A 12,352-nucleotide genomic window follows, 5' to 3' on the forward strand; every position below is an offset into this window, starting at 1 on the left:
TCTGTCTAGAGAACCAGGGGCGATTCAGACATCCTCCCAAGCCTAGTGTCCCGTTCGGGTAATTCGTTAATCTACAGGCCCCGAAATCACTGGGCGAATCTATTTAAATAGATAAACTAATTAACCGCGCATGGCGCTAGCGCCCAGGGTCTCCGACTTGTGCAGAAATTTACAATCGACCTACCGCCCTGTGGATTTTACAACACCGACATTGAGCTGAAGCAAACTACAAAAAATGTTTTCCCAGTCGGATCTAGCGATACCACAGGGAAAGACATTGTCATATACTACGCCATTCACATCCACACCATAATGTAGCGTGGCGTCCGAAACAGACTTGTCGTAACGAGCAGTTTTCATCCATGAGGCGAGAGTTACACTAGTCAATGTCTCATAGAGTTCCCAATTTAACTTAAGTGGTTTTTCGTTACCTCTCTCTCCAGGTGTATCAATCTTTAGATATTCAGCCGCAAGCCCTAGAGCCTCACACTCTTGCCAGACTGCATCCGCGCACTCCACACACTTAAACTGACCGTACTCATTACAGATATTATTCACGCCCTCTCCTTTATCCGACCTACGTCAAAGGCTGATCACCCAATCGACGGCGAGGCATCACTTATCTCTCCAGCCTTCGCCGCTATCTTTTCGGTTAGCGCTATTTTCACTGCCTGATCCTGACTTTCCAGCATCCAACCGCATTCGTGCTCTTTGGGAACCAGTATCGATAACTCGGGACTTCCTAGACAGGTTCTTACCATGCAGACTCGATAAGTCATCATCTTGGACTTCATTTGCGAATATTCATTAGGCGTAAGCTCAAACTGAACGACATTCCCGATATGCCCCTTAACTTCAAGGTGCAAAATTTCATCTCCTTTGACTGCTTCGAGATCCCAGCCTCTGTTGTCTTTCTCCACAGAAGCGAGGGCATACCCAAGCATTTCGAAATGTGTCCATACTTTATCGACAGCTGCTTTTTCGATACGACTAATCAGATCCTTGTCAGCGGGTACCCGCGACTTCCCTTTTCTTTCCTTTTTAGCTAAAACAACGCTGACCGAGTTCAGGTACTTCCTCAGGTCAGCCAAGAAATTCAGGCTATTTTCTGCACCATCTCCGCCGTACCAGATATTGGCGTGCCCCGGAAATCCTTTACCATGGGCCGGGGCATAAGGAACCTCAAAGTCACGGGCTTCCGAATCCAGGAGCACCGTATTTTCAACATCGGCCTCACATAAATAATAAAGCGATTCCCAGTCACCCTGATGTCTCTGGCCTCGTCGTTTACGATAGGATTTATGAAACAGCTTTGCGTCTCTATACCAGCCCACTACTGCCTGCCTGCCACCAGGCTGCTTGGCAAAAAATACCACATCTACCCCATCAAGCTCGTCATTCTCGTTCCAGGCCTGCGAGTTATCCAGACGAAGAAGATCTACTCCGCTAAAATTTTTGGTCATGGCATATCCGTAAACCTTTCCACCCTCCGCTCGGAAGTTCCACATCTCGCCGCCGTTGCCATTTATATCAACGTGAGCACCACCGCCGCGTATTTCACCAACACCATCATAGGCAACCATGTGCCCGATCCTGAACATCAAAAGTGGTCTTTCTAGCATTTCCCTATCCTTTCTATCCAATGTGTTATCTCCCTAGTGCCCCGTTCGTGTAATTCGTTAATCTACAGGCCACGAAATCACTGGAGAAATCTATTTAAATAGATAAATGGATTAACCGTGCATGACACTAGAGGGCACTGTGAACATCAGCACATATCCTAACGCCCCATTCTAATCGTGCGGTAGTGCTACATACCGTTGATGCCATTTCGATAGCTTACTTCTGCATGATTCAAACGAGCGTACATTCTTAACTTCATTGTTTCAATCTGAGCAGCAGTGAAGCCGCTGATCCGCCAAGGATAGTGGCATCTGATTTCGTCAACTCTGGAAATTAGGTATGAAAACTTGTCGTAGTCACTTTTAATTATTTCCATTTCTTCTGCGGATATATCGAACACGTCTGACGCCATGGCATTATTGTAAATCTTAGTCGCATCAGAAATGATTTCGAAAACGTCCTTGAATTGATCTGGAGCAGAAAGATTTGCGATTTTTTCCCTCGCATCAGGCTTAAGCTCATCATTTACCAGATCAAATGTAATCTTTCGGGATGCGCCGCTGGTTTGATAGGCCTCAGTCGAACTTATCGGCTTCCAATAAACCTTCTCGGTGTTAAGGTCTACACACACAACGATGGTCGGGACAGAAAATCTTTGCCAATACGCAATATCGGCATCTTCGACATAGACATCGTGTTTAACAGCCGATGTCAGTTTCTCGAATGATTTGACTTGCAGCTTTACAACGTTGCCTGTCGCTCCATTGCTGTCATCACATATTTCTATCTCCGCATCAATACCTAAATCTATACCTTGTAATCTGCATGGCCAGTTGAGTGTTCTCGTGAATTTGAACGCAACTAAATGCTCGCCTGCGTCACCATTTATGGTTCGCTTTGGATAGAATTTTGTCATCATGCTCATCCTTGCATCGGGAATAGGGTGTGCTTGCCCGCCCTGAGGTAGATATCCCCGCCAGGCTGTTGTAGCAACTGCCTGGTAACCTTCACCAATCCGCAGGATTCCAGGCCGGTGGTGGGTGAGCTATGTTGAAATCTTCGTGATGGTCGAGCTCGAAGGGTATCGCCTGAGGCGGCGGCGCCTTGAAACGTGACATGCCAGCAATCCTTTACTAATTGATGGCTCCATTCTCACGTCACGACTGGCCGTGTCAAAAGCGCACTTTCCCATTTTACAGAATTTAATGATGCCGATGGTCATTAGGTGTCTGCGGCGAGGACTCCAGATGGAGAAGCTGAGCCGGGGTGATCCCTAGAATCGTGCAAGTGGCTCGACGACTCAATAGGTTTGGATTACGGATTTCGGACTTGCAGAGGCTCGCAGCGGACGAGCTCACTTGTGATAGCCAAGCGCTGAGGTTTACGGGTATAGCTTGAAGTCGCTGCCCTCATGCCACTGGCTAGGATCGATATCCGTGATTTCTAACCCGTAGGTGCGCAGGAGCCAGCGTGTTTGCTCGCCGTATTCACTTCCAGGCTCACTGCGGCCATGCAACGCAATGCGGTTGTTTACCAAGGCGATATCACCTGGCTGCAGTGGAACAGCGATTGCGCAGTCAGCACATGCGTGCTTTAGAGCGTCCATTGCCTCCTGCGCGGACTTGTGGCCGATGTCAGCAATCTGCGTGGTGCTGTGGCTGAATCGGATCCACCAGCTTCCATTCATTTGGAAGAGAAGCTGCGCATCATCGACATCAAGTTCGTCGCCCAGGATTTCTACCATCCCATCCTGGAAGGTCAGCTGCGAACCAATGATGTACTGGGGCTTCTGGAGTTCGTCGATATGCTCTTGGCTCAAGCGCGCCATGAGGTGGTCGAGAGGCATCACCGTAGTCGGAACTTGCTTCGGGTTGCGCAGTGCCGACAAGCACACAAAGTCTGGAGAGGGTGCAATGCGTTCATTCAGGGGGTCGCGGTATCCCCGCAACGGGAAGGTCACTCCATCCGTGTGCCCACTCATCTTGTCCGCTGATTTGACTGTGAATTTACCTCGGCCAGGCGGGAACACCACCAGGTTCACGAACAGATCGCCTCCGTTCTCGGAGCCATAGGAAACCGTGGCGGAATTGATAGCCGCAAGGCACGCGATCGCAGTTACTCGGGCAATGACCGTGCCTTCTGCTTCAGGCACCGGGCAAAAATCAATAGGGGTATCGGGTAGGTCATCTAGCCGGAAGATACCCTCCAGCGTCAGGCAAGGCTGTGCCCACGCAAAGGCTTGCACCTCTGCACAGCTGCTCCCCCGGCTATTGAGCTCGCGTTCGATCGCAGGCTGCAGCTCACGCCCCAGATCGCCAGGGCGCGCCAGGTACTCAAGCACTTGCTCATAGGTCACGTTCGCTCGCCATTCGATGACTGCGACACGCACTGCTTCTGTAAAGATTGCCTGGATCAATTGTGTCCCTACACGCGCGAGTGATATAAAAGTGATGTACGTCGGCGTGATTATCACGCACGATCCCACCAGCGACCAAATCCGTCTATGAAAATGCCCAAGCTTCAGCCTGCCGATTATCTCCAAGGGTGCGCTAGTTTCCTAGCCTGCCTTAAGCCATTCATGCACATGCGGGAGACCTCCCAGGGCATTGAGTGTGAGATGACTCTGGCTAATGGCCAGCCTGTAGTGGTCACCGGCAAGGACGAGCCGCACCTGCTGCTTGGCTTGATGTCCGTACTCGTCGAACTGATTCCTCAAGTTCCAGCTGACGAACGGTCAGCGATGCTACCTGTCTCACGCACAGTGCCTGCAGGCAAGCAGACTTTGGAGACGACCATGCAACCTACCGCTACTACCAAAATCACCGATGAACGAACCCAAGCTGCCCGCATGCAAATTGGTCTAACTACCAAGGTCTCGCTTCACGAATTGGTAAGAGACGTAGCAAAACGCCGTGGGGTATCGCTGTCGATCGCTGCGCGTGATCTGGTGCAGGACGGGCTGACCCGGTTCGATAAAGAATCAAGGACAGTAGATCCTTCGGAGCTGCTGACTGATTACGAGCGCACTGCCAATGATTACGCAGGTGCCGATTCGGAGAGTTGGATCATTCGGGCTGACAGGCGTCTGGTGATGAGAGCGCGTTTACGCGCAGGCGAATATGAGCGCTCGTTGTCATCATTCACCAACTTCCTTCTCGCCAACGCTTTGAGCCATTGCCCTCACGCTGCCGCTGTGCGTGAGGCAACGACTAGTTCGATTACCAGTGATGAGGCCATCGTAGAGGCTATCAAGGCGATCGAGCAGGTCAGTGGGGTAAAAGCCCGTGCTCTCGCTCCTCAGATCGATCTAGGTGAGCAACGCGGCCTGACCAACATGATCCTTGGTGGTTCTGTACTGGCGCCTGCGCGAGTCCTGGCGAAGCTGGCTGTCGTTTTGAAGAAGCCTTTGGACGTTGTGTCGGTAGCCTTGGAGCGTCGGTTCGCCACCCAATGCGTTCCAGCTTTCAAAGCGACTGATGGAAAACCCACCGTGCAAGCGGAACGCAAGGCGTGGAGTGTCGCAGTCAAAGAGCTTCAGCTGCCGACTGAGGAACAAGAGCGTCTCCTGAACCTAGAGGGCTAATTGTGAATCCATTCGACCGGGCACGTCGGCAAGCATTCGAAACCCGAGAAGCCCTGGTCGGATTGGCCGCTTCTCTAGGTGGCGTCAGCTCCTCTGAGCTCTTGGCTCATGTTGAGGACACGCTCGAAATCGCGATTGAGCGCTTACCTTTCGGGCACCCAGAGTTGGGTGGCGGCAGTGGGGTGCTCAAGCGAGAAATTCAAACAATCTACATCCGCAACGATGTGTCTCCAGGAGAAACGGCCTATCTCATCGCCCATGAGTTGGGTCACTGGTACCTCGACGGCGATCGCCCTGCACAGACGGTCGCTCATCTGACCAGCATGACGGATTCCTATGGGAGTCAGGCTACGGTGGCGGTGGAAGCATACGGTGCTCGTGAGCGCTTGGAGCTTCAAGCAAATGTGTTTGCTCGTGAGCTTCTGCTACCCCGTGGTGTCGCAAGCCAACTGTTCCATAGCGGTACTGGTGCCACGGTCATCGCGGCCACTCTGGAGGTACCGCTGGAGATCGTTCGTCTTCAGCTATTCGACGGCATTTTGCTCCCCATATTGCCTCCTGCTCCACCTCCTCCTCTGCCGCTTATGACGCAGGGGCAGCACGATGCTGCTACCGCGTCCGAAACCTTCGTCAACGTTGTTGCCGGGCCGGGTACTGGTAAAACGACGACACTGATCCATCGCATCAAGCACCTGGTCGAGCGCGGTATCCCTCCCAGCCAAATCTTGGTGCTGACCTTCACGAACAAGGCGGCTCATGAATTGGTTGAACGCCTGAAGGTGTCTGGCATCGCTGGAGCCGCCGACGTATGGGCCGGGACTTTTCATGCATTCGGGCTCGAATTCCTTCGCAAATACCATCAGATTTTCGGCCTGGAGTCCGACGTTCGGCTCGCAGATCCGCTGATGCAAGTTCGCCTGATGGTGAGCACGCTGCCCAAGGTGCGGCTCAAGTATTATCTGAGGCTACAGAACCCATACGATTGGCTACCTGGCGTTCTGGGCCATATCAAACGACTCAAGGAAGAATGCCTCACGGTTGCCGACTACCGCACGCGCCTGGCTGCACTGCCGCCCTGCGAGCCGGATGTAGCCAATGAGCGCGAAGACATCGCCACCCTGTTTGAAGCGTACGAAACAGCAATGCAAGCTGAGCATTTGGTCGACTACGTTGACCTCATTGCCCTCCCTGCATCCCAGGCCAAGCGGGATCGAACAAGCGTTGCTCAGTACATCGACCATTTCTCGCACGTACTAGTGGACGAGTATCAGGATGTCACCGAGGTGATGGTCGACCTCCTTCGTCAGTTGGCGCTGAATGCTCAATCATTCTGGGTCGTCGGTGATGTGCGTCAGGCCATTCACCATTGGCGAGGCGCGTCGATCCGTAGCTTGATGCACTTCGACACCACGTTCTTGAGCACCATTCCAGGAGCAACGGTGCGCCGCTACGCTCTCGACCTGAATCGGCGAAGCACCCCTGAGATCTTGGAGCTATTTTCCTGCGCAGGCATCCATCATGCACTGAATGACCGGATGCCTCTGGAACCAGTCACGGCGTATCGTCCCTCGATCGGGGTCATACCTACCCTGTATGAGTGCGACTCCAAGCCCTCCCAAGCCGTCACCATCGCTCAGCGCATTGATGGGCTGGTGCAGAGGGGTGTCCCGTACAGGGATCAAGTCGTGATCAGCCGCAAATCGGCAAACGTTGAGCAAATTGTTGAAGCGCTTGAAAACCTGAATGTGCCAGTGCTGCACATCGGCGATGTCTGCCAGCGCCCTGAGATAAAGAAGCTGCTGTGCCTGATGGAACTGCTGTGTATGCGACAGCCGCGCTCACTGGTCGGGCTGATCTCTGAGCCAGCGTTTCGAATGCCGCCCCAAGACATTGAGCACCTCATATTCCTGACCCGCAAAGGCGCGGGATTGAGCATGCAGCGAGGCCGTTGGCTATGGCTGCCTACGCCAGGCCTCTCGCCCGCTGGCCAGCAAGCCAAGTCAAATTTGGCGTTGCTGTTGAGAGGGCTCAAGCGGAATTCAAGGCCTTGGGATTTTGTCGCCAAAGTACTGCTCGATCAGCGCTACGGTCTTCCAAACCCTGCTGATCAGACCATTCAGGCCCATACTCAGCGCTTGGCAACATGGCTGTTCGTCTATGCCGTACGCAATGGTGACGGAGATATCCGCCAGGCACGGCTTTCCCAGTTCCTGCTTCGCGAGGAGCTTCGCCGTAGGATTGGAGAAAAACTAGGGGATCGCGGTTTACCGCCTGAAGCGCGAGTCCTGGATGCGGTGAGCGTTATGACCGTGCATTCCAGCAAGGGGCTTGAGTACCCAGCAGTTCACGTCACCGATGTTGACGACGCGTCATACGGCGCCAATCGACCCTATGCATACGATGTGCGGGGGTTGGATCTCATCCCTCCCGAAGTTTTGAACAGCACTGGGTCAGAGTTCATGTTCGAAGAGCGGGTAGAGCGCAATAACCTGCTCTATGTCGCCCTGTCTCGGGCCCGTGATTACCTGTATCTCTATGAGATCAGTGGGTGGCCACGTCCAGTTCCGCTCAATCGCGCTGCTCCCACTAGTCTGGTTAAGCGCTCGGGGGTGAAGGTACCGCCCGCACCCATCATACCGCTGCCGTTGGCTAGCAGCACCGTGGTACCCACTGTGAGCTATGAGGCGTTCCAGGCCTACATGAGCTGTCCCCTCCAGTACCACTATCGCTATGAGCTAGCGCTCACTGCCGAGCAGGAAATCGACGTCTCGATCCGTGCTCGCTGGGCGATTATGGACATGCTGTTGGCCGTGGCGAGGGACGGCACTGACCCCAACACGGCATTCCAAGCCGCATGGGCGTTACACGGACTTCCAGATAGGGCAGAAGACCCTGGCTTGATGGATGATGCGATTGCCGCCGCCAAGCGTGGGCTGGTGGTGGTTAACAGCGTCGGCGGTGCCGTCGAAGAAGGGATGGTTTCTGAAGTCAACGGTGTGCGCATTGAGCTCCCTTGGATGCTCGTCGATAAAGGGCAGCTGCACTGGATTCGAGCTCAGACGGGGATCCCATACACCCTGAGTCACCTACGGCCCATGATGCTCGATATCAATGGCTCTCGAAGGCCGAGTGCGAAGATCTACTCCATTATCACTGACCAGCACGTGATGGATGGCCCTTCCAAGCAGGCCGCGAGCACGTCCGTATACAAGATGGCTCAACGTTTTGCCGCAGGTGATCGATCCGCCTCCAGAGGTCGGCATTGTGGGCGCTGCGCCTATCTGAGCATCTGTGCAAGCATCCCCTGACTGACCTCCTTGAAGCCAATCGTAATTAAATTTCGACTCAACATGAAATTAACGCAAGGGATTGCTATGCAAAATTATACTGACTCTGTAGAGGAGTATATTAAAAGAACCATCTTTTCAAAAACGGGAGAGACGTTTCTCGATCTCTCAAGTCAGGAAGACATCCTTTATTCTGAGCTCAATGATATCGGTCAATGGTTATGTAAGGACTATATAAAGGGTGATTCAAGTTTCTATCTATTAGATAGTGTGCAAGTCCAAGCAGCAGCCGTCCACGGCCACCAGGCGGTTCTGGTTTATAAAGGAATGCTTGATTTGATATTCCGTACTTCCGCAATGATGGTGGGAGCAGAGCGGCGCCACAAATTCCCAGGCGAGGAATTTTATGAGCCTTGGAGAAACAATTTAAACTATTGGTTCAGATGTGCAGAATTTGATTGGTCGGATGAAAGATATTGGTGGCTTCATCGCGATGATTCTAGAAAGGCCTTTGAAATGTGTGCTGAGGGCTTATTCGTATTCCTCCTGCTGCATGAAATAGGACATCTTCATAATTTACACGGTGACAGGCGGATTGAGAAATCAAAGTCTGAAACTTCTACATTTTCTTTAGATGATGATGAGATTTTTGTACACGAAGCACTTGGATGCGGTGAGGCGATGAGCGAAGCCGATAGGCTGGCTTCACACGCTCGTGAGATAGTTGCAGATACCTACGCATTTAAGTTTATGATTGTAGAACTAAGAGATAGCTTACTTCCAGAGTCGGAATACTCCGGTCGTGACGAGGCGGCATTGCGCGCCCTGAATTTTGGCGTGTGCAACCATATGGTGGCCTCCTTGTTTTGGGCTTTTAGCTTTCAGCGGCCAATGCGCAATGATATCCAAGAAGATGACTACCCTTCTCATCTTTTTAGGTTGCAAAGTATTGAGAATTCAGCCCTTGAAGGTCAATTGGCTGGTGGTAATGAAGAAACACATCTTGGTATGGCAGTTGGCATAAAGACGTATACTGCGAAGTTGGTTTGTGCCGCTGGTGATGATGAATTCGTTACTTGGCGTGAGACGGCTAAAATCCCTGCAAATCAGGAGCACTATCAGAAGATACGTGGAGTGGTGGGTGAATGGTCAAATATTAAATTTGGCGTGCGTGATGAGGATTGGCTGCCCTGGCCGTTTTCAACCTGAGATCAGGTAACACCCAACTACCAGTACGCGAGGAATGTTTTCGTTATGACCTACATTAACTTGCCCAGTGATCAGCAAGCTGCAATCACCAATGTCGATGAGGCGGTGCTTCGATCAGCGGTACGCAAGTGTTTGGATGAAGAGCGCATGGGGCCGATTCAGGGCCTAGGGCTCGGTGACTGTGGGCCCTATGTAGGTAACAAGCTCCATGGGTTCCAGCGAGCGATCGCCGAGTACAGCAAGGCCAAGGCCCATGCCAAGCGCGAACGCACTCGACAGGATGCGCTGTATGCCGGCAATGACCTCATTCACGCTGTGCAGCAGATGAAAGAGCGGTTCGAAACAGAGCGCAAAGAGGGGGAGCTGTTTTTCATTGATGATCAGATCAGGCCGCCCTTCCATCTCAGCAAGCGGCTGTCAGTGCCCGTGTCGTTCCGCTGGCGAGCGTCATCGTCTGCGGACTGGAAGCACGGTCACCTGACGTTCGTCTACGATTTCTCCCCTCAGCCCAGCTACACCCTGCCGCTGCCCAAGCGCAAACCCAGCGCGGCGCAGGCAGCGAGGGATCTTGAAGACAGTCTGTACCGAGAATGGGAGCGTTTGAAGGCTCAGGCCCTTTTCTCTATGAGGGAGTTCTTCCGCGATGGTGGCGACGGTGATGCTGTGCCTGAGGTGTTCGCGGTGAGACCTAGTCCCCACGGTGGGGGGCTGAATAACTTCAGCTGCAATTTTTGGCAGGCCGAGAGGCCGGCATTATAAATTTGGCAAGCCATCAGCTTCGGTTCCGGTGGCTGGTATAAACGATCGTCCGCCCACCATGTCTGCGTGGGCGTCCCGCAGTGTCGTGAACCGCAGACCAACACGATGACGTCGAGCCTTTATTGACCCAGGGTCAAGCGTTGACCGCAGCCGGGCGATGCCGTTGGTCATTTCAGGAGTGAATGATGGAAAAGGAACAATCGGCTACCAAGATAACTGCTCCCAAGCCGCAAGACTTTCTGCGAGCGAGACGTCCGGAGCAGTTCTCGGACTCTTTAAAGCTACAGGAGTCGACTATCGATCGCTCCATGCTGGAGTATCACTTCGAGACCCTGAACAACCGAAGCCAAGAGCTTGAGTTCGAGATATTCGTACGCAAGCTGTGTGAGCGAGAAATCTGTCCCAACTTGGTTGCCCAGACCGGCCCTACTGCGGGTGGAGACGGTAAAACCGATACCGAAACGTACCCTGTAGCCAGCCAAATCGCCTTTTTCTGGGGATTAAACGAGGCTCCGGAGTCTGAGCGATGGGCATTCGGTGTCAGTACCCAGAAAGACTGGAAGACAAAATGCACGAAGGATGTCGAGAGCATCATGTCCACCGGGCGTGGGTACTCACGCATCTTTTGTGTCTCCAGTCGATTCATCAAGAACAGCCTGAGGGCGCAGCTTCAAGATGACCTTTCGGAAAAGCATGGCGTCACGGTCACAATCCTTGATCGAACCTGGCTGCTTGATAAAACACTGCAGCCCAAGAATCAGCAGCTTGCCATCGACTACCTAGGGATGCTCCGATCAACTTGCCGAAAAGCGGCGGCAGGCCAAACATTCTCCGGCGCGTACCGCTGTTTGCCGAAAGAAAGTCCCATGCACAGCGTTTTGAGGGCTTTGTCGCCCGGTCTTCCGTGTTACGCGCGTAACTCGCCCATACCCATCAGCTGCTTTCGAGCCATCCATAGGTTCGACAGAGCGAACAGCGTGGTCAACTGAGCCGTGTTCTTCATCAGCCCTCGAAAGCGCACTTTCACGTAACCAAATTGCCGTTTGATCACCCGAAACGGATGCTCAACCTTGGCCCGTGTCTGAGCTTTGCAGTACTCAATTTTGCGCTTGGCTTTGTAAAGCAGGCTGCGTTTGTTCAGCTTGGAATACGTGCTGCGGCGCGCGGCGACTTGCCAGATCACCTCACGATTTTCATGCTCTTCGCGCTTCTCGACACCGGTGTACCCGGCGTCTGCATACACCGCGTTTTCTTCGCCATGCAACAGCTCGGCGACCTGTGTGACATCGGCCACATTGGCTGCGGTGCCATGGACGTGATGAACCAGGCCGGACTCAGCATCGACGCCGATATGAGCCTTCATCCCGAAAAAATACTGATTGCCTTTCTTGGTCTGATGCATCTCGGGATCGCGCTTGCCTTCTTCGTTCTTGGTCGAACTTGGGGCATGAATAATGGTGGCATCAACGATGGTGCCCTGGCGCAACGACAGGCCTTTCTCCTGCAAGTAACCGTTGATGACCGCAAGGATCGCAGGTGCGAGTTGATGCTTCTCCAGCAAGTGCCGGAAGTTCATGATCGTGGTGTCTTCGGGGATCGGCGCGCTCAGCGTCAGGCGTGCGAACTGGCGCATAGGCGTGATTTCGTAGAGCGCTTCTTCCATGGCCGGATCGCTCAGGGAGAACCAGTTCTGCAACAGATGGATGCGCAGCATGGTTTCCAGCGGGTAGGGTTTTCTACCGCCGCCGGCCTTGGGATAGAACGGCTCGATCAGCCCCAGCAGCCCAGTCCAGGGCACGACCTGATCCATCTCGGCGAGGAAGCGTTCGCGGCGTGTCTGCTTGCGCTTGCCGGCATATTCGAAGTCGGAAAAGCTCATCTGGCTCATGGG

General features: G+C 53.2%; 10 protein-coding genes. 5 read left to right on the plus strand and 5 right to left on the minus strand.

Annotation, left to right across the window (positions count from 1 at the left end; genetic code table 11):
* Window positions 1–180: 180 nt before the first annotated feature.
* From KH389_RS26265 to KH389_RS26280, 4 genes are all read right to left on the minus strand, one after another.
* Window positions 181–558: a papain fold toxin domain-containing protein gene (locus KH389_RS26265; RefSeq protein WP_213606546.1), complete on the minus strand. Its 378-nt coding sequence runs from the start codon at window positions 556–558 to the stop codon at window positions 181–183.
* A 35-nt stretch (window positions 559–593) separates the two neighbouring features.
* The gene (locus KH389_RS26270) at window positions 594–1,583 is read right to left on the minus strand and encodes a protein NO VEIN domain-containing protein (protein WP_213606548.1); all 990 of its coding nucleotides are present in this window, start codon (window positions 1,581–1,583) and stop codon (window positions 594–596) included.
* A 227-nt stretch (window positions 1,584–1,810) separates the two neighbouring features.
* The gene (locus KH389_RS26275; RefSeq protein WP_213606550.1) at window positions 1,811–2,539 is read right to left on the minus strand and encodes a DUF4365 domain-containing protein; all 729 of its coding nucleotides are present in this window, start codon (window positions 2,537–2,539) and stop codon (window positions 1,811–1,813) included.
* A 465-nt stretch (window positions 2,540–3,004) separates the two neighbouring features.
* The gene (locus KH389_RS26280) at window positions 3,005–4,165 is read right to left on the minus strand and encodes a TauD/TfdA family dioxygenase (RefSeq protein ID WP_244988664.1); all 1,161 of its coding nucleotides are present in this window, start codon (window positions 4,163–4,165) and stop codon (window positions 3,005–3,007) included.
* Window positions 4,166–4,240: 75 nt separating this feature from the next.
* Here KH389_RS26280 and KH389_RS26285 point away from each other — a divergent pair, with 75 nt between their 5' ends.
* The 5 genes from KH389_RS26285 (at window position 4,241) to KH389_RS26305 (ending at window position 11,450) form a co-directional block, all read left to right on the plus strand.
* Window positions 4,241–5,206, plus strand: a complete 966-nt coding sequence (locus KH389_RS26285; protein WP_213606552.1) for a hypothetical protein — start codon at window positions 4,241–4,243, stop codon at window positions 5,204–5,206.
* A gap of 2 nt (window positions 5,207–5,208) precedes the next feature.
* A complete protein-coding gene (locus tag KH389_RS26290) occupies window positions 5,209–8,514 on the plus strand; it encodes a UvrD-helicase domain-containing protein (RefSeq protein WP_213606553.1) in 3,306 nt (1,101 codons plus the stop codon).
* A 42-nt stretch (window positions 8,515–8,556) separates the two neighbouring features.
* Window positions 8,557–9,702 carry a hypothetical protein gene (locus tag KH389_RS26295; protein ID WP_213606555.1) on the plus strand — a complete coding sequence of 382 codons (1,146 nt, stop codon included), beginning with the start codon at window positions 8,557–8,559 and terminating at the stop codon, window positions 9,700–9,702.
* A gap of 45 nt (window positions 9,703–9,747) precedes the next feature.
* Window positions 9,748–10,461 carry a hypothetical protein gene (locus tag KH389_RS26300; protein WP_213606557.1) on the plus strand — a complete coding sequence of 238 codons (714 nt, stop codon included), beginning with the start codon at window positions 9,748–9,750 and terminating at the stop codon, window positions 10,459–10,461.
* Window positions 10,462–10,646: 185 nt separating this feature from the next.
* Window positions 10,647–11,450, plus strand: a complete 804-nt coding sequence (locus KH389_RS26305; RefSeq protein WP_244988665.1) for a hypothetical protein — start codon at window positions 10,647–10,649, stop codon at window positions 11,448–11,450.
* Here KH389_RS26305 and KH389_RS26310 read toward each other — a convergent pair.
* Window positions 11,369–12,349, minus strand: coding sequence for an IS5 family transposase (locus tag KH389_RS26310; RefSeq protein ID WP_213605882.1), 981 nt, complete (start codon window positions 12,347–12,349; stop codon window positions 11,369–11,371). The genes KH389_RS26305 and KH389_RS26310 overlap by 82 nt on opposite strands.
* Window positions 12,350–12,352 lie beyond the last annotated feature (3 nt).

It is taken from the genome of Pseudomonas qingdaonensis, from assembly GCF_018398475.1.
Classification (GTDB): Bacteria; Pseudomonadota; Gammaproteobacteria; order Pseudomonadales; family Pseudomonadaceae; genus Aquipseudomonas; species Aquipseudomonas palmensis.

Coding starts and splice junctions, on each gene's coding strand:
- KH389_RS26270 (WP_213606548.1), bottom strand. CDS start 1,583: ATGGTTGCCTATGATGGTGTTGGTGAAATACGCGGCGGTGGTGCTCAC.
- KH389_RS26275 (WP_213606550.1), bottom strand. CDS start 2,539: ATGACAAAATTCTATCCAAAGCGAACCATAAATGGTGACGCAGGCGAG.
- KH389_RS26285 (WP_213606552.1), top strand. CDS start 4,241: ATGACTCTGGCTAATGGCCAGCCTGTAGTGGTCACCGGCAAGGACGAG.
- KH389_RS26295 (WP_213606555.1), top strand. CDS start 8,557: ATGAAATTAACGCAAGGGATTGCTATGCAAAATTATACTGACTCTGTA.
- KH389_RS26300 (WP_213606557.1), top strand. CDS start 9,748: ATGACCTACATTAACTTGCCCAGTGATCAGCAAGCTGCAATCACCAAT.
- KH389_RS26305 (WP_244988665.1), top strand. CDS start 10,647: ATGGAAAAGGAACAATCGGCTACCAAGATAACTGCTCCCAAGCCGCAA.
- KH389_RS26310 (WP_213605882.1), bottom strand. CDS start 12,349: ATGAGCCAGATGAGCTTTTCCGACTTCGAATATGCCGGCAAGCGCAAG.